General features: G+C 63.0%; 25 protein-coding genes. 20 read left to right on the top strand and 5 right to left on the bottom strand.

Features of this window, described 5'->3' with window-relative positions; translation table 11 throughout:
• Positions 1-13: 13 nt before the first annotated feature.
• From aroC to nusB, 6 genes are all read left to right on the top strand, one after another.
• Complete coding sequence (aroC, locus tag ABQM86_RS11895) at positions 14-1,213, top strand: chorismate synthase (protein WP_207593671.1); 1,200 nt, start codon at positions 14-16, stop codon at positions 1,211-1,213.
• Positions 1,213-1,779 (top strand): shikimate kinase, encoded by a 567-nt coding sequence (locus ABQM86_RS11890; RefSeq protein ID WP_369744509.1) that lies wholly within the window; start codon positions 1,213-1,215, stop codon positions 1,777-1,779. Before aroC ends, ABQM86_RS11890 begins: the two co-directional genes overlap by 1 nt.
• Complete coding sequence (gene aroB, locus ABQM86_RS11885) at positions 1,776-2,867, top strand: 3-dehydroquinate synthase (RefSeq protein WP_207593669.1); 1,092 nt, start codon at positions 1,776-1,778, stop codon at positions 2,865-2,867. Before ABQM86_RS11890 ends, aroB begins: the two co-directional genes overlap by 4 nt.
• Positions 2,864-3,385 carry a tetratricopeptide repeat protein gene (locus ABQM86_RS11880; RefSeq protein ID WP_369744508.1) on the top strand — a complete coding sequence of 174 codons (522 nt, stop codon included), beginning with the start codon at positions 2,864-2,866 and terminating at the stop codon, positions 3,383-3,385. The genes aroB and ABQM86_RS11880 overlap by 4 nt, the downstream gene beginning before the upstream one ends.
• A gap of 153 nt (positions 3,386-3,538) precedes the next feature.
• Entirely contained in the window at positions 3,539-4,102 is a 564-nt protein-coding gene (efp, locus tag ABQM86_RS11875) for an elongation factor P (RefSeq protein WP_011774957.1), read from the top strand.
• Complete coding sequence (gene nusB, locus ABQM86_RS11870; RefSeq protein ID WP_207593668.1) at positions 4,102-4,512, top strand: transcription antitermination factor NusB; 411 nt, start codon at positions 4,102-4,104, stop codon at positions 4,510-4,512. Before efp ends, nusB begins: the two co-directional genes overlap by 1 nt.
• A gap of 67 nt (positions 4,513-4,579) precedes the next feature.
• Here the strand turns inward: nusB and ABQM86_RS11865 are convergent, their stop codons facing one another.
• Positions 4,580-5,830 carry a PrsW family intramembrane metalloprotease gene (locus ABQM86_RS11865; protein WP_369744507.1) on the bottom strand — a complete coding sequence of 417 codons (1,251 nt, stop codon included), beginning with the start codon at positions 5,828-5,830 and terminating at the stop codon, positions 4,580-4,582.
• A 155-nt stretch (positions 5,831-5,985) separates the two neighbouring features.
• Here ABQM86_RS11865 and pyrR point away from each other — a divergent pair, with 155 nt between their 5' ends.
• From pyrR to ABQM86_RS11800, 13 genes are all read left to right on the top strand, one after another.
• Positions 5,986-6,570: a bifunctional pyr operon transcriptional regulator/uracil phosphoribosyltransferase PyrR gene (gene pyrR, locus ABQM86_RS11860; RefSeq protein WP_207593666.1), complete on the top strand. Its 585-nt coding sequence runs from the start codon at positions 5,986-5,988 to the stop codon at positions 6,568-6,570.
• A complete protein-coding gene (locus ABQM86_RS11855) occupies positions 6,567-7,574 on the top strand; it encodes an aspartate carbamoyltransferase catalytic subunit (protein ID WP_369744506.1) in 1,008 nt (335 codons plus the stop codon). Before pyrR ends, ABQM86_RS11855 begins: the two co-directional genes overlap by 4 nt.
• Positions 7,574-8,899: a dihydroorotase gene (locus ABQM86_RS11850; protein ID WP_369746663.1), complete on the top strand. Its 1,326-nt coding sequence runs from the start codon at positions 7,574-7,576 to the stop codon at positions 8,897-8,899. Before ABQM86_RS11855 ends, ABQM86_RS11850 begins: the two co-directional genes overlap by 1 nt.
• Positions 8,899-9,420: a hypothetical protein gene (locus ABQM86_RS11845; protein WP_369744505.1), complete on the top strand. Its 522-nt coding sequence runs from the start codon at positions 8,899-8,901 to the stop codon at positions 9,418-9,420. Before ABQM86_RS11850 ends, ABQM86_RS11845 begins: the two co-directional genes overlap by 1 nt.
• Positions 9,401-10,648: a glutamine-hydrolyzing carbamoyl-phosphate synthase small subunit gene (carA, locus tag ABQM86_RS11840; protein ID WP_337340264.1), complete on the top strand. Its 1,248-nt coding sequence runs from the start codon at positions 9,401-9,403 to the stop codon at positions 10,646-10,648. Before ABQM86_RS11845 ends, carA begins: the two co-directional genes overlap by 20 nt.
• Positions 10,648-13,956, top strand: coding sequence for a carbamoyl-phosphate synthase large subunit (gene carB, locus ABQM86_RS11835; protein ID WP_369744504.1), 3,309 nt, complete (start codon positions 10,648-10,650; stop codon positions 13,954-13,956). Before carA ends, carB begins: the two co-directional genes overlap by 1 nt.
• Positions 13,949-14,824 (top strand): orotidine-5'-phosphate decarboxylase, encoded by an 876-nt coding sequence (gene pyrF, locus ABQM86_RS11830; protein ID WP_369744503.1) that lies wholly within the window; start codon positions 13,949-13,951, stop codon positions 14,822-14,824. The genes carB and pyrF overlap by 8 nt, the downstream gene beginning before the upstream one ends.
• Positions 14,825-14,921: 97 nt before the next feature.
• Positions 14,922-15,248 carry an integration host factor, actinobacterial type gene (mihF, locus tag ABQM86_RS11825; RefSeq protein ID WP_207593660.1) on the top strand — a complete coding sequence of 109 codons (327 nt, stop codon included), beginning with the start codon at positions 14,922-14,924 and terminating at the stop codon, positions 15,246-15,248.
• A 21-nt stretch (positions 15,249-15,269) separates the two neighbouring features.
• Positions 15,270-15,842: a guanylate kinase gene (gmk, locus tag ABQM86_RS11820; protein WP_207593659.1), complete on the top strand. Its 573-nt coding sequence runs from the start codon at positions 15,270-15,272 to the stop codon at positions 15,840-15,842.
• 39 nt (positions 15,843-15,881) lie between these two features.
• Entirely contained in the window at positions 15,882-16,142 is a 261-nt protein-coding gene (gene rpoZ / locus ABQM86_RS11815; RefSeq protein ID WP_017197559.1) for a DNA-directed RNA polymerase subunit omega, read from the top strand.
• Positions 16,143-16,170: 28 nt separating this feature from the next.
• Positions 16,171-17,421 (top strand): bifunctional phosphopantothenoylcysteine decarboxylase/phosphopantothenate--cysteine ligase CoaBC, encoded by a 1,251-nt coding sequence (coaBC, locus tag ABQM86_RS11810; protein WP_280622921.1) that lies wholly within the window; start codon positions 16,171-16,173, stop codon positions 17,419-17,421.
• Positions 17,422-17,497: 76 nt separating this feature from the next.
• Positions 17,498-18,727, top strand: coding sequence for a methionine adenosyltransferase (gene metK, locus ABQM86_RS11805; RefSeq protein ID WP_089595220.1), 1,230 nt, complete (start codon positions 17,498-17,500; stop codon positions 18,725-18,727).
• 163 nt (positions 18,728-18,890) lie between these two features.
• Positions 18,891-20,990 (top strand): primosomal protein N', encoded by a 2,100-nt coding sequence (locus ABQM86_RS11800; RefSeq protein ID WP_369744502.1) that lies wholly within the window; start codon positions 18,891-18,893, stop codon positions 20,988-20,990.
• A gap of 7 nt (positions 20,991-20,997) precedes the next feature.
• Here the strand turns inward: ABQM86_RS11800 and ABQM86_RS11795 are convergent, their stop codons facing one another.
• From ABQM86_RS11795 to ABQM86_RS11780, 4 genes are read right to left on the bottom strand one after another with little or no spacing between them, the layout of a single operon-like run.
• Positions 20,998-22,080: a glycosyltransferase family 4 protein gene (locus tag ABQM86_RS11795; protein ID WP_369744501.1), complete on the bottom strand. Its 1,083-nt coding sequence runs from the start codon at positions 22,078-22,080 to the stop codon at positions 20,998-21,000.
• Positions 22,077-23,021 carry an alpha/beta fold hydrolase gene (locus tag ABQM86_RS11790; RefSeq protein ID WP_369744500.1) on the bottom strand — a complete coding sequence of 315 codons (945 nt, stop codon included), beginning with the start codon at positions 23,019-23,021 and terminating at the stop codon, positions 22,077-22,079. The genes ABQM86_RS11795 and ABQM86_RS11790 overlap by 4 nt, the downstream gene beginning before the upstream one ends.
• A 10-nt stretch (positions 23,022-23,031) precedes the next feature.
• Positions 23,032-23,913, bottom strand: coding sequence for an aldo/keto reductase (locus tag ABQM86_RS11785; RefSeq protein WP_207593654.1), 882 nt, complete (start codon positions 23,911-23,913; stop codon positions 23,032-23,034).
• Positions 23,914-23,947: 34 nt separating this feature from the next.
• Positions 23,948-24,910, bottom strand: coding sequence for a sugar-binding transcriptional regulator (locus ABQM86_RS11780; RefSeq protein ID WP_207593653.1), 963 nt, complete (start codon positions 24,908-24,910; stop codon positions 23,948-23,950).
• A 122-nt stretch (positions 24,911-25,032) separates the two neighbouring features.
• On the opposite strand from ABQM86_RS11780, the gene ABQM86_RS11775 reads away from it, so the two are divergent.
• Complete coding sequence (locus ABQM86_RS11775; RefSeq protein ID WP_369744499.1) at positions 25,033-26,814, top strand: glycerol-3-phosphate dehydrogenase/oxidase; 1,782 nt, start codon at positions 25,033-25,035, stop codon at positions 26,812-26,814.
• The last annotated feature ends 81 nt before the right edge of the window (positions 26,815-26,895 follow it).

The raw sequence follows: 26,895 nt of genomic DNA, 5'->3' as shown, positions 1-26,895 counted from the left end.
CAGGATTGGTTATATGTTGCGTTGGTTGACTGCCGGTGAATCCCATGGTCCGGCCCTGATCGGAATTGTTGAAGGCGTGCCCGCCGGTGTTGAACTCACCAGCGCGCAGATCCGTGATGCCCTGGCGCGTCGCCGCCTGGGCTATGGACGTGGTGCCCGCATGAAGTTCGAGCAAGACGAGGTCACCATCATGGGTGGCGTTCGTCATGGCCTGACGCAGGGCGGCCCCGTAGCCATCCAGGTGGGCAACACCGAGTGGCCCAAGTGGGAGCAGATCATGTCTGCTGACCCCGTAGATCCCGGAATCCTTGCCGATCAAGCCCGCAACGCACCCCTGACGCGGCCGCGCCCAGGGCATGCAGATTTCACGGGCATGCAGAAATACGGCTTCGACGAAGCCCGTCCCGTGCTTGAACGCGCCAGCGCCAGGGAAACCGCCACCCGCGTGGCCCTTGGCACCGTTGCCGCGCAGTTCCTTAAGCAGCTGGGCGTGGAATTGGTGAGCCACACTGTTTCCATCGCCAGCGTGACTGTTCCCGAGGGCCGCCCCTTGCCGCTGCCCCAGGATGTCCTGGCGCTCGACGCGGACCCCCTGCGCTGCTTTGACCGTCAGACCTCCGACGCCATGGTCGCTGAAGTGGACGCCGCCCATAAGGAAGGCGAAACCCTTGGCGGTGTTGTTGAGGTCCTGGCATACGGACTTCCGCCGGGACTGGGCAGCTACGTGCACTGGGACCGCCGCCTTGACTCCCGCCTGGCTGCTGCGCTGATGGGCATCCAGGCCATCAAGGGAGTGGAGGTCGGAGACGGGTTCCTTACTGCTGCGCGCCGTGGTTCCGCTGCCCACGATGAAATCGTGAAGGATGCTGACGGGAAAATTGTTCGGCAGACCAACCGCGCCGGCGGTATTGAGGGCGGCATGAGCATTGGCGAGGTATTGCGCGTGCGTGCAGCCATGAAGCCGATTGCTACCGTTCCCCGTGCCCTGCGCACCATCGATGTCAGCACAGGTGAACCCGCCAAGGCCCATCACCAGCGTTCAGACGTCTGTGCAGTGCCCGCGGCCGGTGTAGTCGCCGAAGCAATGGTTGCACTGGTCCTGGCCGAGGCCGTCGCCGAGAAGTTCGGCGGCGACTCCGTAGCCGAAACCCGCCGCAACCTGCAAAGCTACCTCGGCAACATACCGGCCACCCTGGACTCGGTCGGCCGGTAGTGGTTCGCCCGATCCTGGACGGCTGCACCGGCCGTCCCGTTGTCCTGGTGGGCCCTATGGCTGTTGGCAAGTCGGCCATTGGCCAGCAGTTGGCCCAGCAGTTGGGGCTCCCGTTCGTGGATACCGACGCTGTGGTGGTCGCTGCCCACGGCAGTATCGCGGATATTTTCGCGGGGCGCGGAGAGCACGCCTTCCGTGAAATTGAAGCCCGGGCAGTGGCGAAGTCCATCGAGAATGCCAGGGTTCAGCCCGCCATTATTTCCCTGGGCGGGGGAGCGGTCCTGGACTCCGGAACCCAGCAACTGCTGGAAGAATGCACGGTGGTCTACCTCGAATGTGACGCGGAGACCGTTGCCGATCGCATCGCGCGCAACACTGGCAGGCCATTGCTGAAGGGTGATGCGATGACGCGGTGGGAAGCATTGTTCGCTACGAGGCGTCCTGTCTATGAGCGTCTCGCGGACATCGTCATGGACGTCCGTTCAGGATCCGTGGCGGAAATCGGCCTCCAGTTGGAGGAGCGGCTGCGCCAGTATGCAGCCTTGAAAGAGGAAGTTGAAAAGTGAGTAACGAAGCAACTGTCATCAAGGTGACTGGCCAGTCCGCCAATGAAAACTACGATGTCGTAGTGGGGCGCGGTCTTTTGGGGACCCTTCCTGAAAAGCTGGGGGAGCGTGTCCGGCGTGTCCTGGTCATTCATCCCCGGGCCCTCCGCCTGACGGGGGACACGGTTCGCGACGAGCTGGAAACAGCCGGCTTCACCGCGCTGACTGCCGAAATCCCTGATGCGGAAGAAGGCAAGCACATTCAGGTTGCTGCTTTCTGCTGGCAGGTGCTGGGCCAAAACGACTTCACCCGCTCTGACGCCATCGTGGCGGTCGGAGGTGGCGCCGTGACGGACCTGGCCGGGTTCGTGGCAGCCACATGGCTTCGTGGTGTCAAGGTCATCCACATGCCCACCAGCCTTCTGGGCATGGTGGATGCTTCAGTGGGCGGAAAGACCGGCATCAACACGGCCGAGGGCAAGAACCTCGTGGGATCGTTCCACCCGCCGGCTGCCGTCCTGGCAGACCTCGACACGCTTCAGACGCTGCCCAAGAACGAGCTCATCTCCGGCATGGCCGAGGTCATCAAGTGTGGGTTCATTGCTGATCCCGCCATCCTGGACCTGATTGAGAAGAACACCGACGCAGTGATGGACCCGTCCTCGGACGTTGTCCGGGAACTCATCGAGCGGGCCATTACGGTTAAGGCAGATGTCGTGTCACAGGACCTCAAGGAATCCGGCCTCCGCGAAATCCTGAACTATGGCCACACGCTGGGACACGCCATTGAACTCGTGGAGCGCTACTCCTGGCGCCACGGTGCTGCTGTCTCAGTGGGCATGATGTTCGCCGCCGAGTTGTCGCGCAGCGTGGGGCGGTTGTCGGATGCCGATGCAGATCGTCACCGCACCATCCTGGAAAGCCTCGGACTGCCCATCACTTACCGGCGTGACCGCTGGCAGGGTTTGCTGGATGGCATGCGCAGGGACAAGAAGTCGCGGGGCGACCTTCTGCGGTTCGTTGTCCTTGACGGCGTTGCCAAGCCTGGCATCCTGGACGTTCCCGATACCTCCCTCCTGTTTGCGGCCTACCAGGAAATCGCATCATGAGTGTCGCCGTGCGGGAAGGCGTCAGCGACTGGCCAACAGCCGGCTTCCCGGGCGTCCGTACCAATCCCGATACCCTCCTGCCCGTGATAGTCAACGAGGAAGTCATGGAGACGGCACTTGCCGCCTCTGATGATCCCGCTGACCGCATCATGGCATTGCTGTTGGAAAATCAGCCCAACGAGGCAGCCGAACTGTTGGCCGAAGCCCGCTACAAGGATCCCGAGTCGTTCCGACTGAGGATCTTCGAGGCGGAAGTCCACCGTGCCACCAACCGGCTGGACCGCGCCATACAGTTGTTCCGCCACCTCTTGCACGACGTCCAGGGCAGCTCGAAGGAAGCGATCGTCCACCAGTACCTGGGGCGGGCATACTTCGTCAGCGGGAACGCCCTGGCTGCATCCGAGGAGTTCGCCAAAGCCTTGGACCTGCGCGTCGCCATGGCTGCTGATGCCGCGCTGATCTATTCCTCCGCCGTTGCCCTTCAAAGGGCCCGGAATGTGCTGGAACTGGCTTCCTGACGCACGCGGAAACACGCCCCGCAAGCCCCCGGCGTATTTGCCGGTAGAATGGTTCTTGGATTTTTGATAAATACGCGCTGGCGGGCCGATTGGTACGCCTGCTTGGCATAGATAGCTGGCAGCTAGAACCAGTGCGATAACCAGAGGATACGAGTGGCAACCACAAACGACATCAAGAACGGGACCGTACTGAAGCTCGAGGGCCAGCTCTGGAACATTATCGAGTTCCAGCACGTCAAGCCTGGCAAGGGTGGCGCCTTTGTCCGCACCAAGATGCGCAACGTCATGTCCGGCAAGGTGGTCGACAAGACCTTCAACGCCGGTCTGAAGATCGAAACCGCCACGGTTGACCGCCGTGATTACCAGTACCTGTACCAGGATGGCGAAGACTTCGTTTTCATGGATACCCAGGACTACGACCAGATCACCGTCTCCGGTGCAACGGTTGGCGACGCCACCAACTTCATGCTTGAAAACCAGATGGTCAACATTGCCATCCATGAGGGCACCCCGCTGTACATTGAACTGCCCCCGAGCGTTGTCCTCGAAATCACCTACACGGAGCCGGGCCTCCAGGGTGACCGCTCTTCGGCAGGCACCAAGCCGGCCACCGTTGAAACCGGCTACGAGATCCAGGTGCCGCTGTTCGTCGAGCAGGGCACCAAAGTCAAGGTCGACACCCGCGATGGCAGCTACTTGGGCCGGGTCAACGACTAGTGAGCGCACGCGGTAAAGCCCGTAGCAGGGCTCTTGAAGTACTTTTCGAGGCGGAGCAGCGCTCCGTCCCGGCATTCGACGCCATGACGGCGCGCCGGGAGAAGACTGACCTGGTCATCAACCCTTACACGGTGGAAATCGTCGAGGGTGTTGTTTCCATGCAGGCAACCATCGATGAGTTCCTGGAAACGTATGCCCAGGGCTGGACGCTGGAACGGATGCCGTCCGTGGACCGTATCATTCTGCGGATCGGCGCGTGGGAACTTCTCTACAATGACGAGGTTCCGGATGGTGTAGCTGTCAGCGAAGCCGTGGCCCTTGCCAAAACGATGTCCACGGACGAGTCCCCGGCGTTCATCAATGGACTCCTCGGCCGGCTCCAGAAGCTGAAGCCATCACTTCTCGCTTAAGTACACGCCTGGCCTGAATTCAAAGGACCCGCTTCACAGGAAACTGTGGGAGCGGGTCCTTTTCCCGTTATTGGAGAACTGCTGCCCGCAGACCGGGGATGTTGCGGAGATGCTCCAACTCGTCTTGCTGGTGAACGTGGACGTCCCGCCCGCTGAGTATCCGCTGCCTGGTGAACGCCAAAGCAGTGGCTCCCTTGATGAAGGACTTCATCTGGTTTCCACGGCCGCGCGTGGATGCCCAGCGCACCGCCTGGCGCCTGCCGCGCGAGGTGGCAAGCATCTCCACCTCGGCCGGAGTGAACCAACCGGCCCGGGCATACTCCAGGAGGCGTTGGCGCGTGAGTTTTCCTTCAGCGACCCGAAGCAGGATGATGCCCACTGCTGCCACCAGGAAGATGGGGACCTGGACCACGAAGTACTCCGCCAGGAAGTTCTGACCCATGCTGTTCCAACGGTTGTGGAGGAACATCGCGGGCAGTAACCCAATGAAGAATCCCAGTACGGCATAGCCGCTGTGCCACCTCCGCGCAGCAAAGCCCATGATCAGGCCCGTGGTGCCGGTGAACAGAGCGTGGGCGAAGGGTGACATGACGCCGCGGAGGATGAAGATACGGACCAAGTCCGTCCCGGGATCGGTGGAGGAGGCAATTTCGCGTCCAAAGTAGAGGATGTTTTCAGTGAAGGCGAAGCCGGCGGCAATGGTGAAGGCGAACACCACCCCATCCACGGGTCCGTCAAAGTACTTCCGGGCGGCCAGGATCAAGACCAGCAATCCGAGCGACTTGGTGAATTCCTCGACGATGGGTGCTTGGACCGTTGCCATGAAGTAGGTGAAAGCTTCTTCGCTGCTGGTGGGTGCGGCCAGGGCAAAGAGGGGCTGGATGAGCAGCGTCCCGGCGATGGACACTGCGGCACCCCAGGTGAAGGCGAACCACAGCAGCCTTTTTGGTTCCGGCTCCCAGCGATCGATGAGTCGTACCGTCAGCAGCACCACGGACAACGGAATCAACGAAGCAATAAAGCCGATCACGAAGCCTGTCACCCCGGTGTTGCCCAGCAGGAACGGCAGCACCAGCATCAGGCTGGCAAGGGCAAGGACCCCACCAACAATGACCAAGGGGAGTGTGCCCAGCGACCGGCGGGTGCGCGGAGCCTGTGGTGTGGCCCAGGTTTGCCGGGGGAGTGAGGCTGGATTCCCTGGAGCCGGTTGATAGTTTCCCGGCTGTACCCGTCCGATCCACGTGGGGTTGGCGCCAGGTTCCAGATAGGGTCGCGGATAGGGCTGTCCGCCGGGTTGGCCGTGGTGGTTCATGGTCATGGGCAAGAGCCTATTCCACGGCACGCAGTGTGAGCTTAAACTCACGCTTGGGTTGGTCGGGCGGTGCGGTGGCGAAGGGCCCCTGTGGTAGTTTTGAAAAGCAAATATTCCTTTTTTAATTCCGTCCCGTGAGGCGGGGAAAGGGGAGACGAGCGATGACTGAAGTCACTTCAGCGCACGTGCCGTCGCGGGTTGTCCTTAACCAGGCGGACATTGACCGTGCGCTCACTCGTATCGCCCATGAGATCCTCGAAGCCAATAAAGGCTCCCAGGACCTGGTCCTGCTGGGCATTCCCAGCCGCGGCTATCCGTTGGCCGTACGGCTCGCCCAAAAGATCGCAGCTGCCGACCCCTCGGTCAACGCTGAAACGATTGTCGGCCAATTGGATGTCACCATGTTCCGTGACGATCTCTCCCATCAGCCCACCCGGCCCCCGCGCCACACACGCCTGCCGTTGTCAGGAATCGACAACAAAGTGGTTGTCCTGATCGACGACGTCCTGTACTCGGGCCGTACCATCCGTGCTGCACTGGACGCGCTGGTGGACCTTGGCCGCCCCCGGATTGTCCGCTTGGCCGTTCTGGTGGACCGGGGCCACCGGGAACTGCCCATCCGCGCGGACCACGTGGGCAAGAACCTGCCTACTTCCTCTTCTGAAAAGGTCCGTGTCCACCTCGAGGAAATCGACTCCGTGGACGGTGTGCCCGTCAACGAGGTAGTTATCGAGGCCGGCAAGTGAAGCACCTCCTTTCCACCGAGAACCTGAGTGCTTTCGACGCCATCCGAATCCTTGACACGGCAGAAGAGATGTCCGCCGTTGGTGAGCGTGAAGTGAAAAAGCTGCCCGCGTTGCGCGGCCGGACAGTGGTGAACCTCTTCTTCGAAGACTCAACCCGCACCCGCATCTCCTTCGAGGCTGCCGCAAAGCGACTCTCTGCCGACGTCATCAACTTCGCCGCCAAGGGATCCTCGGTGTCCAAGGGGGAGTCCCTCAAGGACACGGCACAGACCCTGGCCGCCATGGGCGCAGACGCCGTGGTCATCCGTCACTGGGCATCCGGGGCCCCGCACCGGCTTGCCGCGACAGACTGGATTGACGCCGCCGTTATCAATGCCGGCGACGGCACCCACGAGCATCCGACGCAGGCGCTCCTGGATGCGTTCACCATGCGCCGGCACTGGTCCAAGGTCAACGGCAGCGAATCCACCGGTGCTGACCTTAAGGGCATGCGGGTAGCGATCGCCGGCGATGTCCTGCACTCCCGCGTTGCCCGGTCCAACGTCTGGTTGTTGAAGACCCTCGGCGCTGAAGTCACCTTGGTGGCGCCACCGACCCTGCTGCCCATCGGCGTCGAGCACTGGCCTTGCAAAGTCAGCTACAACCTGGACGAGACGCTCGAAGCCGGCATTGACGCCATGATGATGCTGCGCGTCCAGGGTGAGCGCATGAACGCGTCGTTCTTCCCCTCAACCCGGGAGTACTCGCGTCGCTGGGGTTTCGACGACGCCAGGCTCCGTGCTCTGGATGACCTCGGCATGAAAGACACCATCATCATGCACCCCGGGCCCATGAACCGGGGCTTGGAAATATCCTCCGCCGCCGCGGATTCGCCGCGCTCCACCGTGCTTGCCCAGGTGCGCAACGGTGTTTCGGTCCGCATGGCCGCCCTTTACCTGCTGCTCTCCGGAGACTCCCGCGAAGCCGCCCACACCTTAAGCCAGTCCGGCAAGGAGACCAAATGATGGCCGAGAATACCTACCTGCTTCGTGGGGCCGCCATCCTCGGTGGCGAAGCTGAAGACCTGCTGATCCGCAATGGCATCATCGAAGCGCGCGGCCAGGGCCTCGCCGCTGACGGCGCTGCGGTGATTGACGCCGCAGGCCTCATCGCCCTGCCCGGCATGGTTGACGTGCACACCCACTTGCGCGAACCCGGCCGCGAAGACGCCGAAACGGTTGAAACCGGTACCCGGGCCGCTGCCTTGGGCGGTTTCACGGCCGTCCACGCGATGGCCAACAGCAACCCGGTGGCTGACACTGCGGGCGTGGTGGAGCAGGTTCACAGCCTGGGCCGCGCGTCGGGTTGGGTGGACGTTCGTCCCGTAGGAGCAGTCACTGTGGGTCTGGCCGGCGAACAGCTCGCCGAGCTGGGGGCCATGGCCGATTCCCGTGCCCAGGTGCGCATGTTCTCCGACGACGGTATCTGCGTCCATGATCCGGTCCTGATGCGTCGCGCCCTGGAGTACGTGAAAGCGTTCGACGGCGTGGTGGCCCAGCACGCGCAGGAACCGCGCCTTACCGCCGGGGCACAAATGAACGAAGGCACTGTCTCAGCGGTCCTCGGACTGACCGGGTGGCCGGCCGTTGCCGAAGAAAGCATCATCGCCCGGGATGTCCTGCTGGCCCAGCATGTTGGGTCCCGCCTCCACGTCTGCCACGTCTCCACCGCTGGATCCGTGGAAATCGTGCGCTGGGCCAAGGCGCGGGGGATCAACGTCACGGCCGAGGTCACGCCGCACCACCTGCTCCTCACTGATGAACTGGTCCGCAGCTATGACCCCGTCTACAAGGTCAATCCGCCGTTGCGTACCGATGCTGACGTGCAAGCTTTGCGTGAAGGCCTGGCAGACGGCACCATCGACGTCGTGGGCACCGACCACGCACCGCACCCCAGCGAACATAAGGAATGTGAGTGGGCGCAGGCCGCAATGGGCATGACCGGACTGGAGACAGCTCTGTCGGTGGTCCAGGAGACCATGATCGAGACTGGCCTGATGTCCTGGGCCGACTTCGCCAGGGTGACGTCCTTCACTCCGGCGGTCATCGGCCGTGTCGCTGACCAGGGCCGTCCGCTGGAGGTTGGCGAACCGGCCAACGTCATCCTGGTGGACCCGGCTGCGCGATGGACCGTTGACCCCCATAAAATGGCAACCATGGGCCGCAATTCACCGTTCAAGGGCAAGGAGCTGCCCGGATCCGTTGTGGCAACCTTCTTCAAAGGCCATCCCACGGTCCTCGACGGCCGGCTCAACACGCCGTACCGGTACCCGGAAGTCAGCAGCAATTAATGGATAACCAGACACTGACCGTGCTCATCACGGTGCCGTTGATCGTCGTCGTCCTGGCGATGATCTGGCTGGGGTGGCGTAACAGGCTGCGGCGACAAGCCGACGTCGAACGCCTACCAGCGGTGCCGGAGCAGCTGACGCCGGCCACCGTCGTCGCAGATGGCCAGTACGTTGCCACCACCACGGCGGGCGACTGGCTGGACCGGATCGCGGTTCAGGGCCTGGGTATCCGGACCAACGCGGAACTGAGCATCCACGCCGAAGGCGTGCTGTTCGACCGCTCCGGTGCCGCCCCGGTCTTCATCCCCCGCTCCGCACTGGCCGACAGCCGTGAGTCCAGCGGAATGGCAGGGAAGTTCGTCGAAAAAGACGGGCTCCTGGTCATCAGCTGGAAACTCGGTGGCCGGGAACTGGATACCGGATTCCGGTCCAGGCGCGCAGCCGACAAGCAGCTCCTCCTCGAAGCCCTCCAGGAATTGATCTCCGCAGCCCCTCAGGCAGATGCCGATAGTGGAAAGTAATAAAGTGACGGATAGTAAAGCAGCCACCACACCCGCCCCCTCAGCAGCAGTGCTGGTGCTCGAAGACGGCCGCATGTTCCGCGGCCGCAGCTACGGCGCGCAGGGAACTGCGCTCGGTGAAGCGGTGTTCGCCACCGGCATGACCGGTTACCAGGAGACCATCACGGATCCCTCCTACGCGCGCCAGCTGGTAGTCCAGACTGCGCCGCACATCGGTAACACCGGCGTCAACAGCGAAGACGCTGAGTCCCGCCGGATCTGGGTGGCAGGCTACGTCGTACGCGACGCCGCACGCCGTCCCTCCAACTGGCGTTCGGAACGAAGCCTCGATGACGAACTGGTGGAACAGGGCATCGTTGGCATCCAGGGCGTAGACACCCGTGCCATCACCCGCCACCTCCGCGAGCACAAAACCATGCGCGCAGGCATCTTCTCCGGCGAGGCTGCCCAGGCCACCGACAAGGAACTGTTGGACGCCGTGCTTGCCAGCGCTCCCATGGAAGGCGCAGCCCTGGCGGAGGAAGTCTCCATCGATGAGGCCTATGTCGTTGAGCCCAAGGACCACGGCTGGGAAGGCGAACCGCGGTTCTCCATCGCCGCCGTCGACCTCGGCATCAAGGCCATGACGCCCGTGCGTTTCGCAGAGCGCGGTGTCCGCGTCCACGTGCTGCCGGCAACCTCCACTCTGGAAGACGTCAACGCAGTCAACCCTGACGGCTTCTTTATGTCCAACGGTCCCGGCGACCCCGCCACGGCGGACCACCAGGTCTCCCTGCTGCGTTCAGTCCTGGACGAGAAGCTGCCGTACTTCGGCATCTGCTTCGGCAACCAGATCCTGGGCCGTGCCCTTGGGTTTGGCACCTACAAGCTCCGCTACGGCCACCGCGGCATCAACCAGCCCGTCATGGACCGCCGCACCGGCAAGGTGGAAATCACCTCGCAGAACCACGGCTTTGCCGTTGACGCCCCGCTGAACGGTTCCACCGTGGCGCCTGAAGAGCGATACGGACGGGTTGAAGTCAGCCACGTTTCGTTGAACGACGACGTCGTTGAAGGACTCGCCTGCCTCGACATCCCCGCCTTCTCGGTTCAGTACCACCCCGAAGCTGCCGCTGGTCCGCACGATGCCGCCTACCTCTTCGACCGCTTCATCGACCTCATGGCCGACACCAAGTCCAAGGCCACAGACGAAAACTCCACCGAATCCAAGACTGAGGACAAGAAGTAATGCCCAAACGTACAGATCTCAAGAGCGTCCTTGTCATTGGTTCGGGCCCGATCGTCATCGGCCAGGCAGCCGAGTTCGACTACTCAGGCACCCAGGCACTGCGCGTCCTCAAGGAGGAGGGCCTGCGGGTCATCCTCGTGAACTCCAACCCGGCCACCATCATGACGGACCCCGAGTTCGCCGATGCCACCTATGTTGAGCCCATCACCCCGGAGGTGGTGGAGAAGATCATCGCCAAGGAGCGCCCGGACGCCATCCTGCCCACCCTGGGTGGCCAGACGGCTTTGAATACGGCCATCGCCCTGGACAAGAACGGTGTACTGGAGAAGTACAACGTGGAACTCATTGGCGCGAACATTGCCGCCATCGAGCTTGGCGAAGACCGCGAGAAGTTCAAGGGCGTCGTGGAGCGCTGCGGTGCAGAATCCGCACGCAGCCACATTATCCACACCATGGAAGAGGCCTTCGCCGCTGCCGAGGACCTCGGCTACCCGATGGTGGTCCGTCCGTCCTTCACCATGGGTGGACTGGGATCGGGCCTGGCGTACAACGAGGACGACCTTCGCCGGATCGTGGGCCAGGGCCTTCAGTACAGCCCCACCACCGAGGTCCTGCTTGAAGAGAGCATCCTCGGCTGGAAGGAATACGAGCTCGAGATGATGCGCGACAAGAACGACAACGTCGTTGTTGTGTGCTCCATCGAGAACTTCGATCCCGTAGGCGTCCACACTGGTGACTCCATCACTGTTGCGCCGGCGCTGACCCTGACGGACCGCGAGTACCAGAAGCTGCGCGACGTCTCCATTGCCGTCATCCGCGAGGTTGGCGTGGACACCGGTGGCTGCAACATCCAGTTCGCCATCGACCCCGCCACTGGCCGCGTCGTGGTCATCGAAATGAACCCCCGCGTTTCGCGTTCCTCAGCACTGGCGTCCAAGGCAACCGGCTTCGCCATTGCCAAGATCGCCACCAAGCTCTCCCTGGGTTACACCCTGGACGAAATCCCGAACGACATCACGCAGAAGACCCCGGCTTCCTTCGAGCCGACCCTGGACTACGTTGTGGTCAAGGTCCCGCGTTTCGCGTTCGAGAAGTTCCCGGCAGCAGACAACACGCTGACCACCACCATGAAGTCCGTTGGCGAAGCCATGGCCATGGGCCGTAACTTCACCGAAGCCCTGCAAAAGGCCCTCCGCTCGCTTGAGCAGAAGGGTTCCCAGCTGGACTTCAGCTCCGTGCCGGAATACGAAGTCGCAGAGCTCATCGAGAAGGCCAAGCGACCCACGACGGACCGCCTGCACCAGGTGCAGCGCGCCATGCTCGGCGGCGCCACCGTGGAAGAACTCTTCGAGGCCACCAAGATCGACCCTTGGTTCCTGGACCAGTTGCAGCTGCTCAACGAGACAGCCCAGGAGATCCGCAAGGCCGGCGTGCTCACGGAGGAAATGATGCGCAACGCCAAGCGCCACGGTTTCTCCGACGAGCAGATCGGTGCCCTGACGCACAACAACGAGGCCGTGGTCCGCGGAGTCCGTCAGGCTTTGGGTATCCGTCCGGTCTACAAGACGGTGGACACCTGTGCCGCGGAGTTCGCCGCTTACACCCCCTACCACTACTCTTCCTACGACGAAGAGGACGAGGTAGGCCTGCACGCCAAGCCGTCAGTGATCATCCTCGGCTCCGGCCCCAACCGCATCGGCCAGGGCATTGAGTTCGACTACTCCTGCGTCCACGCCTCCATGGCGCTGCGCAAGGCCGGCTACGAGACCGTCATGGTCAACTGCAACCCTGAGACCGTCTCCACGGACTATGACGTCTCCACGCGTCTCTACTTCGAGCCGCTGACCCTTGAGGACGTCCTTGAGGTCATCGCAGCCGAGGAACGCACAGGCGGCGTGATGGGCGTCTTCGTGCAGCTCGGTGGGCAGACTCCGCTGAAGCTGGCACAGCAGCTCGCCGACGCCGGCGTGCCCATCCTGGGTACCTCGCCGGAAGCGATCGACCTCGCCGAACACCGTGGTGCTTTCGCCCGCGTGCTGGACGAAGCCGGACTGACCTCCCCGAAGAACGGCACCGCGGTGTCCTTCGAGGACGCCAAGAAGATTGCCGACGAAATCGGCTATCCGGTGCTGGTTCGGCCGTCCTACGTCCTGGGCGGCCGTGGCATGGAGATCGTCTATGACGAAGCGAACCTCTCCCGCTACATCGCCAACGCCACGGAAATTACGCCGGACCACCCGGTACTGATCGACCGCTTCCTCGAGGACGCCGTGGAGATCGACGTCGACGCACTCTTCGACGGCACCGACATGTACCTCGGCGGCATCATGGAACACATCGAAGAAGCCGGTATCCACTCCGGTGACTCCGCCTGCGTGCTTCCTCCGATCACCCTGGGCAATAACGTGATCGAGCGCGTGCGCACGGCAACCCGTGCCATCGCTGAAGGTGTGGGCGTCCGCGGCCTCATCAACATCCAGTTCGCGCTGGCCTCAGACGTCCTGTACGTTCTCGAAGCCAACCCGCGCGCCTCGCGCACGGTTCCGTTTGTCTCCAAGGCAACGGGCGTGCAGATGGCCAAAGCAGCAGCCCTCATCGGTACCGGGGTCACCATCAACCAGCTCCGCGGCGCCTACAAGATGCTGCCGGAAACCGGTGATGGTTCCACGCTGCCCCTGGACGCGCCGGTTGCCGTGAAGGAAGCCGTGCTTCCGTTCAGCCGCTTCCGCACTCCCGAAGGCAAGGTTGTTGACTCCCTGCTCGGCCCGGAGATGCGCTCCACCGGTGAAGTCATGGGCATCGACAAGCACTTCGACACCGCTTTCGCCAAGAGCCAGGCCGCTGCCAACAACGCACTGCCCACCGAGGGTAAGATCTTCGTTTCCGTGGCCAACCGCGATAAGCGCTCGGTCATCATGGGTGTCAAGCGCCTCTCGGACCTCGGCTTCGAGATCGTCTCCACCGGTGGCACGGCGGACGTCCTGCGTCGTAACGGCATCCACGCGACTCCGGTCCGCAAGGTGGCCGAGGGCAGCAGCGCTGAAGGTGAAGGAACCATTGCTGACCTCGTCATCGCTGGCGAGATCGATATGGTCTTCAACACCCCGTCCGGCGGCGAAGCCCGCAGCGACGGCTACGAACTCCGCGCCGCAGCAACGTCCATCGGGATTCCCTGCATCACCACCGTCGCCGAATTCAACGCGGCTGTGCAGGCCATCGAGGCCCTGCGTACCTACGAGTGGTCCGTGACCAGCTTGCAGGAGCACGCGGCCAACCTGGCAGCAGCAGTGGAAGCAGCCAATGCCTGAGTCTGCCCAATTGCAGCAGGCGCAGCCGCCGGTCCGGGAGTCTTTTGGCTCCCGGCTGGCGGCCGCCATGGCCTCCCGCGGTCCGCTGTGCGTCGGAATCGATCCCCACCCGCAGCTTTTGGTTGATTGGGGATTGAACGACGACGCCGCCGGCCTGGAACGCTTCTCGCTGACAGTGGTGGAGGCGGTCGCTTCCCTCGCTGCCGCGGTCAAGCCGCAGGTGGCACTCTACGAGCGTCACGGCTCCGCCGGCATGGCCGTCCTGGAGCGCACGCTTGCCGCTTCCTCGGAAGCAGGCGTGCTCAGCATCGCCGATGCCAAGCGTGGCGACATCGGCTCAACCATGGCGGCGTACGCGGACGCCTGGTTGCGTGACGGTTCGTCCTTGGCCGCAGACTCCGTGACCCTCAGCCCCTACCTGGGCTTTGAGTCGCTGCGTCCGGCGCTGGACCTCGCTGCGCAATATGGCAGGGGAGTGTTTGTCCTGGCCCTGACGTCCAACCCGGAAGGGAAGTCGGTCCAGCACGTTGGTGGCGATGATTCGGTGGCGCGCAGGATCGTGGCCGCTGCTGCAGCGGAGAACCAGCGGTACGAGGGGACCCTTGGTTCTGTTGGTTTGGTTGTGGGCGCCACCATTGGGTCGGCGCTTGGGGACCTGGACATCGATCTGGGCCAGGTCCGCGGCGCGATCCTCGCACCGGGGCTCGGCGCCCAGGGTGCAACCCCTGCTGACCTTCGTGCGACGTTCGGTGCTGCCTATCCTTCGGTCCTGGCTACCTCCAGCCGGGGCATCCTGGCCGCAGGTCCCTCCGTGGTGGGCCTTCGTGCCGCAACCGAAGAGACATTGGGCGGGCTTCGGTCGGAGTAAGTTGCCTGACCGCATTGCGCAACAGCGCCCCTGCCGGTAGGTTCAGGATCAGTCCGCGTGATCTGGATCACAATCGCGATCTGACAGGGGTTTGGCAGTGGGCCTTAAAGAGCTGACACCACAGGAGCGTTCCGATGCGCTGGAGAAGGCCGCCAAGGCGAGGGCAGTCCGTGCCGCCGCCAAGGAACGGCTCAAGCGCGGCGAGGTCAGTGTTGCGGAGCTGATCTCTTCCGGGGCAACGGACGAGGCGATTGCGCGCATGCGTGTGGTGGAACTCCTGGAGGCCCTGCCGGGCATTGGCCCCGTCAGGGCGGCCGGGATCATGGCGGAGATAGGCATCGCCGGATCCCGGCGCATCAGGGGCCTGGGAATTCACCAGGCCCGGGCGCTGGTAGATTTTATGGACACCCAGCAAAGCGTTTGACGCATCTCCCCGAAGGAATCCGTGAGCAAGAAACCCGGACTGACTGTCCTTGCAGGCCCCACTGCCGTTGGCAAGGGAACCGTATCCACCTACATCAGGGACAACTATCCAGAGGTCTGGCTCTCAGTCTCGGCAACCACCCGGGCCGCCCGTCCGGGTGAGCAGGATGGCGTTCACTACTTCTTCAAGTCTGCCGAGGAGTTCGACTCCCTGGTGGCGGATGGTGAATTGCTGGAGTGGGCTGTGGTGCATGGACAGAACCGCTACGGGACGCTCCGCAGTACTGTCAACGCCGCCATCGCCGAAGGAAAGTCCGTCCTCCTGGAGATTGACCTCCAGGGCGCACGCCAAGTCAAGAAGGCTGTTCCGGACGCGAATTTTGTGTTCCTGGCACCGCCGACGTGGGACGAAATGGTCCGCCGCCTGGTGGGCCGCGGCACTGAAACTCCCGAGGAACAGCAGCGCAGGCTGGAAACCGCTAAACTGGAACTTGCTGCTGAACCGGAGTTTGACCACACCGTCATCAATGACGACGTTCGCCGGGCAGCGGACGAGCTTGTTTCACTCATGGGGCTTACCCCGCACCAGCGCTAAGCGCTTGCATTTGTTGGCCCGCTAAAATTTGGAGAATTCGTGTCCACGAACCTTGAAGGCATCATCAACCCGCCGATCGATTCGCTGCTTGAGGCTGCTGATTCCAAGTACGGCCTGGTCATCTTCGGCGCCAAGCGTGCCCGCCAGATCAACGCCTACTACGCCCAGCTCCACGAGGGCCTGTTTGAGTACGTCGGCCCGCTGGTTGACACCAAGCTGAACGAGAAGTCGCTGTCCATCGCCCTGCGCGAGATCAACGAAGGCCTTTTGGTTTCCACGCCGATCGAGCCTGCAGAATAAGTACAGACTGCCTGTTGACGGAGGTCACGTGCGCATAGTCCTCGGAGTCGGGGGAGGGATTGCAGCCTACAAGGTTGCATCGCTCCTCCGGCTTTTTACTGAAGCCGGCCACAAGGTCACGGTCATCCCCACGGAAGCGGCCACACGGTTTGTTGGAGTCGCGACGTGGGAGGCCCTCTCGGGCAACCCTGTGAGCAACAGCGTCTTTGACGACGTCGAGAAGGTCAACCATGTGCGCCTGGGCCATGAAGCCGACCTGATTGTGGTTGCACCCGCCACGGCGGACCTCCTGGCCAAGGCTGCAACAGGACAAGCGGGCGACCTCCTTACCAATACGCTGCTCATGGCCCACGGTCCAGTGCTCTTTGCTCCGGCCATGCACACTGAGATGTGGCAGCACGCCGCAACCCAGGCGAACGTGGAGACGTTGCGCAGCCGCGGTGTGACAGTACTCGAGCCAGCCTCCGGTCGCCTCACCGGGTCCGACTCGGGCCCTGGCCGCCTGCCGGAGCCGGAAGCAATCTTCACGGCTGCGATGGCTTTGACTGAGGTGGCGGATGGCGCCAAGGCTTCACCCGCCGCGGAGCAGCCGTTGGCAGGCCGGATCGTAACGATCTCAGCCGGTGGCACCAGGGAGGCGCTGGACCCGGTCCGCTTCCTGGGCAACCGCTCGTCCGGCAAGCAGGGTGCTGCCTTGGCCGCCGCAGCCTTGGCTGGCGGGGCAACTGTTCGGTTCCTTGCCGCACATATGGACGTCGAACCGCCCGCCGGCGTCGAGCTTGTCCGTGTTGAGTCGGCGTTGGAACTGCGCGAGGCCGCGCTGAAGGCGGCAGTGGATTCCGACGTCGTCATCATGGCCGCCGCCGTGGCGGACTTCCGTCCGGCCGAGGTCTCGGACACCAAGATCAAAAAGGTCGACGGCGAGGATGCGCCCGTGGTGCGGTTGATCCGGAATCCTGACATCCTGCATGAGCTCGTGGAACGCCGCAACGCCGAGGGTGGCCGGCAACTGATTGTCGGTTTCGCGGCCGAAACAGGCGACGCCCAGGGAGACGTCCTGGAACACGCAACGGCCAAGCTCAAGCGCAAGGGCTGCGACCTCCTGGTAGTTAATCAGGTGGGCATTGGGCGCGTGTTCGGCCAGGATGACAATTCCGTGGTGATCCTCTCCGGTCACGGAGCCGACCCGCAGTCGGCCGCCGGTTCCAAGGCCGATGTCGCCGCTGCAGTGGTTGATCGGGTGGGCGCCGAGCTCACACGGGTCTTCCCGGCGTTGTAACTGAGCCCACACCCGAATTCTTAGCACAGGGACACACGGCAGATGCCGCCGTCCCGCAACCCAGTAAGGTGGTCGAGTGACTTTACCGCTGCACCATGAACACCATGGCACCCCGTCCAAGCTCCGGCTCTTCACTTCCGAGTCGGTCACTGAAGGGCACCCGGACAAAATCTGCGACCAGATCAGCGATGCCATCCTTGACGCTCTGCTGGCCGCTGATCCTGAGTCCCGCGTGGCCGTTGAAACCATGGCCACCACCGGCCTGGTGCACGTGGCTGGTGAGGTCACTACCGACGCTTACGTAGAGATACCGCAGATAGTCCGTGAGACTATCCTCGGCATCGGATATGACTCTTCAGCCAACGGCTTCGACGGTGCCCGTTGTGGTGTTTCGGTGTCCATCGGCCAGCAGTCCAACGACATCGCAGGCGGGGTGTTCAACTCCCTCGAGGCCCGCGAAGGCCGCCAGGAGGATGACTACGATCTCCAGGGTGCAGGCGACCAAGGCATCATGTTCGGCTACGCCAGTGATGAAACAGCCTCCTACATGCCCACGCCCATCTGGCTTGCCCACCGCTTGTCCGAACGGCTCACCGAAGTGCGCAAGAACGGCGAATTGGCTTACCTCCGCCCGGACGGCAAGACGCAGGTTACCGTAGGGTACGACGGCGACCGCCCGGTTTCCGTTGAAACCGTGGTGATTTCCAGCCAGCACGCCGAGGAAGCTGGCCTTGAGCAGCTTCGGGCCGATCTCGCCAGTTACGTCATCGACCCCGTCCTCGCTGCGTCAAGCCTGGACCTCTCGCGCACGGCGAATATCCTGAACCCGGCCGGTGCCTTCGTCATCGGCGGTCCGGTAGGCGATGCAGGCCTCACGGGGCGCAAGATCATCGTCGACACTTATGGCGGGTTCTCCCGGCATGGCGGCGGCGCCTTCTCAGGCAAGGATCCGTCCAAGGTTGACCGTTCGGCTGCCTACGCCATGCGGTGGGTTGCCAAGAACGTGGTGGCCGCCGGACTGGCCAAGCGTGCCGAAATCCAGATTGCCTACGCGATTGGCCAGGCCCGCCCGGTCGGGACGTACGTTGAGACGTTCGGCACGGAGACCGTGGACCCGGCCCGCATCAGCGAGGCCATCGACGAACTCTTCGACCTGCGTCCGCGCGCCATCATCGATGCCCTGGACCTCAAGCGGCCCATCTACGCCAAGACGGCAGCCCACGGACACTTTGGCCGCGACGAGCCCGATTTCACCTGGGAGCGTCTGGACCGGGTTGCTGACCTGAAGGAATATTTCAACGCCTGATCGCTTTGTCGATTTTGCCGGTGCCATCCGGGGTTACTACTTTGTCGGTGGCCCGTGATTGGCTGGTGCCAGTGAGATGCCCGCAGCGGGTTCCATCCTGCTGCGGGCATCTGCGTTGGTGACGCGCAGCGGTTTTCCGCTTGATGAGTTGGAGGTGAAGTGCATGGCAGGACCCGAGGCCCAGCCGTCCCTGCTTCAACCCTCGCTGCTGCAAGGTTTCCCGGACCGCCTGCCCGTCAACGGCCCGCCCCTGGCAGAAACGGACCCCGTTGCCCGCGTGGTTCTGGAGTCCTCCCTGCCCCACCTGGACCGGCCCTTCGATTACAGTGTTCCAGCTGTGCTGGCCGAAGCGGCTGCCCCCGGGGTCAGGGTCAAGGTCAAGTTCAACGGCCAGGAACTGAACGGCTACATCACAGAGCGGCGCGCGACCTCCGACGCGGCTCACCCGTTGACGGCCCTGCACAAAGTCGTCTCGCCGGTAGCTGTCCTTACCCCGGCCATTGCAGAGCTCGCGGCCAGGGTTGCTGCCAGATACGCCGGAACACTGAGCGATGTCCTTCGGACTGCTGTTCCTCCCCGTATCGCTAAGGTGGAGAAGGAGTTGCTGTCCGGAGATTCAGATGAGGCCGTGGTGGATCCGGCGCCGGACAGTGATGCCCACGCATGGGCTTCGTACTCCAACGGGGCCCCTTTTTTGCAGCACCTCGCCAGTGGCGGCTCGCCGAAGGCTGTCCTCACGGCGCTTCAGGGTTTCGGTCCGGACGGGTGGCCCGCACTTGTTGCTTCCGCCGTTGCTGCGGTGCGGTCCTCGGGACGGGGCGCCGTGGTGGTCGTGCCTGACTACCGGGACTTGGAGCAACTGGAAGCCGCACTGGAGAGGGTCCTGCCGAAGTCCGACGTCGCACGGCTCACCGCGGACGACGGGCAGACCCCCCGTTACCGGAACTTCCTTCGGCTGCTGAATGGATCCGCCGGGGTAGCCATCGGCACACGTTCGGCTGCCTATGCGCCCGTACGCGACCTTGGCCTGGTGGTGTGCTGGGATGACGGTGACGATCTCCACATTGAGCAACGGGCACCGTACGCGCACACCCGGGAAGTTTTGCTGCTGCGTGCCGAGCAGGAGAACGCCGCGTGCCTCATGGCTTCCCATAGCCGCAGCACCGAGCTCCATCGTCTGGTCGAGATGCAGTGGGCCGTACCCATTGAAGCGCCACGAAACGTGGTGCGTTCGACTGTTCCGCGGGTCTTGAACACCGCCGACAGTTTCGAGCAGGAACGGGATCCCCTGGCACGGATCGCCCGTTTGCCGGGCTCGGCGTGGCGTGCGGCCAAGGAAGGCTTGGAGCGCGGGCCTGTCCTGGTCCAGGTGGCACGCTCCGGATATGCGCCGTCGCTGGTCTGCGAGACGTGCCGGGAACTGGCCCGCTGCAACGCCTGCCAAGGGCCGCTGGCGGTTTCCAGCGGCTCAGCCATACCTGCGTGCAGGTGGTGCTCCACACCGGCGCCCCAGTGGAGATGCACCCACTGCAGCGGAACCCGGCTGCGTCGTGGCGCAGTCGGCGTCATGCGCACCGCAGAGGAATTGGGCCGTGCGTTCCCTGGCAAGGCTGTGGTGACTTCCTCCGGTGAACACATCAAAGCAACAGTTCCCGATACTGCTGCCCTTGTGGTGGCAACCGTGGGAGCCGAGCCGGTGGCTCCAGGGGGCTATGCTGCCGCTCTGCTGTTGGACGGCAACTCGCTGCTCCGGAGGGAAAACCTCCGGGCGGGGGAGGACACTGTCAGGCGTTGGTTCAATGCTGCCGCCCTGGTCAAACCTGCCCACGAGGGGGGCCTCGTGGTGATCACGGCTGACGATACCGTCGCCACGGGTGCGCTGCTGCGCTGGGACGCGCCGGGCTTCGCATCACGGGAACTGGCGCTGAGGAAAGAACTCCATTTGCCCCCAGCGGTGCGGGTGGCGTCAATTACCGGTACCAGGGCCGACGTCGGGCATTTCGCGGATGCCTTTGAAGCTACCGCGACGTTGCCGTCGGGCAACAAGCTCCGGAAGGCCGGTCCTGCGCCGGTTCAGCTTTACCCAGGGGCCTCGCAGGGCGCCTCCAGCGAGGCAGATGAGGACGTCCGGACGTTGTATTTCCTGCCGTACGGCGACGCTGCGGAAGCCACGCGTGCCCTGCGGGCCGTGAAGGCTGCCAGCGCCGCCAAGCGCACGTCGGGTCCAGTACAACTTCGCCTGGACGGCGTGGACGTCCTCTAGGGGATCCCTAGGCCCGGCGTTTGCGCAGTGCCACGACTTCCTCGGCTGCAGCAAGCAGTTGCCGCGCCGACTCGTCCCAGGTGAATTCGGATGCCCGCTTAACGGACTGGCGGGAGCGCTGCTGCCAGAGAGCGTCGTCACCGAGCGCAGCCACAGCGCCGGCGAACTCCGTAGGTGATCCGGGGTCCACATAGCTGACAGCGTCTCCGCCCACTTCACGGAAGATCGGAATGTCGCTGGCAATGACAGGGGTTCCCAGTGCCATGGCCTCCACCAACGGCAAGCCATACCCCTCAGCGCGGGAGAGACTGACCAGGGCAGTTGCCCTCAGCAGCAGTTCGTCGTACTGGGCGTCGGTGACGCCGTTGTGGAACTGGACCTTGGCTCCGGTGGGAACCATAGCCTCAAGTTCAGACTGACGTTGCGGGGTGATGCGGCTGAGCAAGTGCAGGGTGTAATCGTGCAATCCGGCCATTCCCCGAATCATCGTCTCTACGTTCTTGTACGGCATGAACGAACCCATGTAGAGAAGAGTTTTATCTGCGCCGGAGCCAGGGTCGCGCGGCGACTGACCTGGCTGAGGGGCATTGCCGACTATCCGGACGGGCCGTTTGGTCAGTTTGTATTTGGCCATCAACGCTTCAGTGGTTCGGCTGATGGTGGCCACGATATCTGCTCGGTTCAGCAGGAGACGCTGCGGCCAGTAGGCCTTGTGGTACAGCCTCCACAGCAAACGCACGGGTGCGGGCAGGAAGCCAGGGGGTGTCGGGTGCTGGTAGTAAATGAGGTCGTGGAGTGTGAGCACCAGTCCGTACCGGCGGCCGAAGGTGCCCATGGTCTGCATGGGGCACACCACCACATCGGCGTTGAGGGGATTGACCTTGCGGGCTACGAAGAGTTCGACGGGTGACAATGGGCTGTTGACGAGCACGTAGGGGACGTCCGGCAGCAGGGCAAGTTGGCGCTTATCGCTGATCAGCATGGTGACGTCGGCGATTCTGGATGTTGCGGCTATGAGGCTTGAACCGTAGCGGCTGATGCCATCGTGGTGGTCCGTCCTGGTAAAGCGGGCGTCGATGACAATTTTCACGCGGGATGTTCCTCCAGGAAGGTGCGGATGGCTTCTGCCGCCGGGACCGGCGTCTCATAGTGGATTAAGTGCCCGACGCCGGGAATGACTTCCAGCCTCGCGTCCGGAAGGCGCTCCATGAGTTTGTACTGGTTGGGAAGGGTGGCGATCTCATCTTTTTCACCGGCCACAAGGAGCACCGGGAGGGTGAGTTGTTCGGCAACCTCGGCCACGTGTCCTGAGACGGAGGCTTTGAAGGATTCCAGCAGGCTCTTCCTGTCGGCGAAGGCGCTGAAGTGGGCGTCGTGCTGGCCGTGGATGAAACGGCGCAGGGCTTTGTCCTTGGTTTTGGCCATGGTGATGCTCATGATGCGCACGATCGCCCGGTTGCGAAGGATTGCGAGTCCCAGGGGGCGCGGAAGCCTGGCCGACGCCTGGTAGTACAGCACAGCGAGCTTGGTCATGATGCCCTTTAGACCCTCCAGCGCGGGCGCGGCAATGGGGTTGATCAGGATCAGCGGGTAGATGGCGTGTGGGTGCGTCGCTGCGAAGTGGCTGGCGACGATCGAGCCGAAGGAGTGGCCCAGCAACACGGTCTTTGGCCCGAGGCCGAGCGCTGACATGAAGCTGGAAATGAACTGACCGTAGCGTTCAACAGTGTGCTCATCATCAACGAACGGATCGGAGCTTCCGAAGGCCGGCAGGTCCGGCATGATGATCCGCATTTCCGGGAGCTGGTCGGCCACCCGGAGCAACCCGTGGTGGTCTCCCCGGAATCCGTGGATCACCAGGATGGTACGGGTTTTGGGGGTGACGGTGACCGGTTCGTACGTCCAATACGCCACGTTGCTGCCGTCAACATCAATGTCCGAAGCTACAGTCCGCCCTGGAAGGGCCTCGCTGAAGAATGTGCCAGGGGCCTGTGTTCCTTCGGGGGAGTTGGCGGTGTCCACTTTTTCCATGCAGCTGTTCCTAATTCACGTTGTCCGGATGCGATCCGGTTCGATGGTGCCGCTCAAGCCCTGCGATGCCGTCCATGTCCGTGGCGTCGAGTTCGAAATCAAAAACGGCGAAGTTCTCTTTGATACGGCCTGCAGAGCTTGCTTTCGGGATGACCAGGTTCCCCAGTTGGAGATGCCAGCGGAGAACAACCTGCGCAGGAGTCCTGCCGTACTTCTCCGCCAGGCGGATGATGGCCGGATCCGCCAGTACCTGCCCTCTGCCCAGTGGGCTCCACGCCTCAGTGCGTATACCGAGTTGTTCGTGCAAGGTGCGCAACCTGGTCTGCTGCAACCAGGGGTGCAGCTCGATTTGGTTGACGGCCGGGACTACTTCGGCCTTCTGCATCAAATCGTCCAGGTGGCCGGGTTGGAAGTTGGAAACACCAATGGCCCGGATTTTGCCTTCCCTGTACAAGGTCTCCATGGCTTTCCACGTCTCCACCAACAGTCCACGTCGGGGACAGGGCCAGTGAATGAGGTAAAGATCCACGTAGTCGAGCCCAAGGTTTGAGATGGACGTGTCGAAGGCGCGAAGGGTGGCGTCGTAGCCGTGGTCATCGTTCCAGACCTTGGTGGTGACGAAGAGGTCCTCCCGTGCAAGGGTGTGAACGGATTCTCCGGAACCGCCCGTTCCCCTGTTGGCTTCCGCGGCATCTCCGACTGCGCCGCCGATGGCTCGTCCGACGCCGACTTCGTTGCCGTACATCGCGGCCGTATCAAAGCGCCGATACCCCTCACCCAGGGCTGTGGCTACCAGGGCTTCGGCGTCCTTCGGGGGCACTTTATAGAGTCCGTATCCCAGGCTGTCCATCTGTACGCCGTTGTTCAATGTCTGCCGGGACGGGAATCTCATAGCAAAGACTCTACCCATTCCTTGCACGAATGCTTCAGGAGTGGCCATTGAAACTGACAAGTCGCCGGGCCGAGGCTTCGTCCAAAATGAGGTCCGTGGCCAGCCCGGCGGCCAGTGCTCCCTGGAGTCCATTGATCTTGGAGGCACCGGACACCACGCAAATGCGGCGCCTGACTTGCCGCAATTGCTCATGGCTGGGGCCCGTGGACCGTTCGTTGAGGGTGATGCCGTCCGACGATCCATCGCTGCGGAAAAATACCGTGGCGACGTCGCCCACCACGTCATCGGCGGCCAGCATGGTGAGGTCGCGTTCATCGAGGTAACCGCCGGCATAGACGTGGCTGGGATAGTCCGAATCCACCGAACCCACGCCGAATATAGCGATGCTCATGCGTGCCTGCAGATCAAGAATGCGTTGAACGCTGCGCTCATTCCACATGGCCGTCTTGGTGGATGCATGATCAAAGAATGCCGGAACAGGAAACTGCTCCACCCGTGCACCGTAGGCGCTGCCGAAGCGGCGCATGATGTCGCTGGCGTAGGTAATGCCGGTGGTTTGCATGTTTCCAGCACCGTTGAGCTGGACCACAATGCTGTCGTGCGTCACCTTCCGCGTGAGATGCCGGCTGACCGCACTCAGCGTCGCACCCCAGGCCACGCCGATGATGGCGTTCGAGTCCACCAGGGGGCCTATTGTTCGCGCGGCCTGCATGGCAACGCGGTCCAGGGTCTCTGCTTCGTTGAGCGTGTCCAACACGGGAACCACATGGACGTCCACTCCATATTGGTTGCGGATCTGGCTCTCCAGTTCGGGTCCGGTGTCAAAAGGGCTCCTGATCTGTACCTGCACAAGGCCGGTTTCGCGTGCCGATGACAGCAGCCGGGACACCGTGGACCGGGACGTTCTCAGCTCCCGGGCGATGGCGTCCATGGTCAGGTCCTGGAGGTAATACATCTGTGCAGCCCGGAGCGCATCCGAGTGACGTGATCGTGCCATCTCATTTCCTTCCTGCACGTTTGTGCAAATAGCTTGACTCCATTTTCCACCTTCGCAAGATTAGTGGTGAACGGTGCAGCAGCGAGTGGCGCGGCGCACGAACCAAGCCCAAGGGAGCAGTTTTGGGACACAACAGGATTTCCGGTACCTCACGGCACACAGAGCGCGACTCCGTCGTTGCGCTGCAGGAGCGGCCCTCGGCCAAGGTACTTATCATTGGCGGCGGCATCAACGGTGTAGGAACGTTCCGCGACCTGGCCCTGCAAGGTGTGGATGTGGCGCTTGTTGAACGCGGCGACTACTGCCAAGGTGCCAGTGGTGCTTCCTCGCACATGATCCACGGTGGCATCCGCTATCTCGAAAATGGCGAGTTCCGCCTGGTCCAGGAATCCGTGGTGGAGCGCAACCGGCTCCTGCGCATTGCACCGCACTACGTCAAGCCGCTCCAGACCACCATCCCCATCTTCAGCACCTTCTCCGGAATCCTTTCCGCACCCATGCGTTTCCTCACCCACAAGCAGGGCAAGCCCAAGGAACGCGGCGCATTCCTCATCAAGGTTGGCCTGAGCATGTATGACTTCTTCTCCCGTGACGGAGGAAGTGTGCCCCGCCACCAGTTCCGTGGAAGGACCCGGGCCCTGGCCGAGCTTCCCAAGCTGCACTCGGGGGTCAAGTACGCGGCAACCTACTTTGATGCCTCGGTCCACAACCCCGAACGCCTGACCCTCGATGTCCTTCAGGATGGCGAGAAGGCAGGCCTGGGCGGCGGACTTCCAGGTGGAAGCGCCCGAGCCAGCAACTATGTGTCACTCGTTTCCATGGGCGCGGACGGGGTTCTCCTCCGCGATGAACTGACCGGCAAGGAATTTGAATTCCAGGCAGACGTGATCGTCAACACCACAGGCGCCTGGGTGGATCTCACCAACCAGGCCATGGGTGCCGTCAGCAAGTTCATGGGCGGAACCAAGGGCTCCCACATTGTCCTTGACCACCCGGAACTTCTTGCCGCCTGCAACGGCAGGGAGATCTTCTTCGAACACACCGACGGCCGCATCGTCCTCATCTACCCGATGGGCGACCGCGTCCTGGTGGGCACCACCGACGTCGACGCGGACATGTCCGAAGACGCCGTGTGCACCGAAGAAGAGATCGACTACTTCTTCGACCTGGTAGGACACGTGTTCCCCACCATCAAGGTGGAGCGGGACCAGATTGTCTACAGCTTCGCCGGCGTCCGTCCGTTGCCCCGTCACGACGAAACCCAGCCCGGCTTCGTTTCCAGGGACTACCGGATCGAGCGCAGCGTCCGCACCGGCGATGGTGCGGTAGCCACGCCAGGCGGTAAGGCCGCCGTCGTACTCAGCTTGGTAGGCGGCAAGTGGACAACGTTCCGCGCCCTGGCCGAGCACATGACCAACGACGTCCTGCGTGAACTCGGCATGGAACGCAAAGTCTCGACGGCGAAACTCGCCATCGGCGGCGGCGCCGGCTTCCCTGCCACTGAACAGGGCGAACAGGAATGGATCAAGAAGCACATGGGTCCGGGCCTGGACGCTGACCGGGTTGCCGGGCTGCTGACCCGCTACGGTACGCGGGCTGACGCGGTGATCGCGTACCTCAACGCAGGCCATGACCAGCCATTGCGGTCAACGCGTGAACTCAGCGTCCGTGAGTTGGAGTTCATGGCCGAGCATGAGCAGATCGGGCACTTGGTGGACGTCCTTATCCGCAGGACGTCCCTGGCGTTCCGTGGCTTGGTCACCGGTGAGCTGCTGAACGAAATTGCCGCCGCCTTGGCCGAACCGCTCGGCTGGGATGCTGCCGCCCGTGAAGCAGAAATCCGCCACGCCCAGGAAGTACTGCAGCGGTTCCACAAGGTTGACGTGCACAGTCTCGTAGCCTGAGCCCAAGCAGCGGAAACAGCTTGACCGTCCCAACGTGCGGCAGGGGCGGAATGGGGTAGGTGGGCCCGACAGGGGACCACC

Source organism: Paenarthrobacter sp. AMU7 (genome assembly GCF_041200195.1).
Classification (GTDB): Bacteria; Actinomycetota; Actinomycetes; order Actinomycetales; family Micrococcaceae; genus Arthrobacter.
This window is presented reverse-complemented; position numbering and strand designations above follow the sequence as displayed.

What these genes read in the sequence shown, in the direction of transcription:
- aroC (WP_207593671.1), top strand. Translation starts at nt 14, where the DNA reads ATGTTGCGTTGGTTGACTGCCGGTGAATCCCATGGTCCGGCCCTGATC.
- ABQM86_RS11880 (WP_369744508.1), top strand. Translation starts at nt 2,864, where the DNA reads ATGAGTGTCGCCGTGCGGGAAGGCGTCAGCGACTGGCCAACAGCCGGC.
- ABQM86_RS11865 (WP_369744507.1), bottom strand. Translation starts at nt 5,830, where the DNA reads ATGACCATGAACCACCACGGCCAACCCGGCGGACAGCCCTATCCGCGA.
- pyrR (WP_207593666.1), top strand. Translation starts at nt 5,986, where the DNA reads ATGACTGAAGTCACTTCAGCGCACGTGCCGTCGCGGGTTGTCCTTAAC.
- ABQM86_RS11850 (WP_369746663.1), top strand. Translation starts at nt 7,574, where the DNA reads ATGGCCGAGAATACCTACCTGCTTCGTGGGGCCGCCATCCTCGGTGGC.
- ABQM86_RS11845 (WP_369744505.1), top strand. Translation starts at nt 8,899, where the DNA reads ATGGATAACCAGACACTGACCGTGCTCATCACGGTGCCGTTGATCGTC.
- carA (WP_337340264.1), top strand. Translation starts at nt 9,401, where the DNA reads ATGCCGATAGTGGAAAGTAATAAAGTGACGGATAGTAAAGCAGCCACC.
- carB (WP_369744504.1), top strand. Translation starts at nt 10,648, where the DNA reads ATGCCCAAACGTACAGATCTCAAGAGCGTCCTTGTCATTGGTTCGGGC.
- pyrF (WP_369744503.1), top strand. Translation starts at nt 13,949, where the DNA reads ATGCCTGAGTCTGCCCAATTGCAGCAGGCGCAGCCGCCGGTCCGGGAG.
- ABQM86_RS11800 (WP_369744502.1), top strand. Translation starts at nt 18,891, where the DNA reads ATGGCAGGACCCGAGGCCCAGCCGTCCCTGCTTCAACCCTCGCTGCTG.
- ABQM86_RS11790 (WP_369744500.1), bottom strand. Translation starts at nt 23,021, where the DNA reads ATGGAAAAAGTGGACACCGCCAACTCCCCCGAAGGAACACAGGCCCCT.
- ABQM86_RS11785 (WP_207593654.1), bottom strand. Translation starts at nt 23,913, where the DNA reads ATGAGATTCCCGTCCCGGCAGACATTGAACAACGGCGTACAGATGGAC.
- ABQM86_RS11780 (WP_207593653.1), bottom strand. Translation starts at nt 24,910, where the DNA reads ATGGCACGATCACGTCACTCGGATGCGCTCCGGGCTGCACAGATGTAT.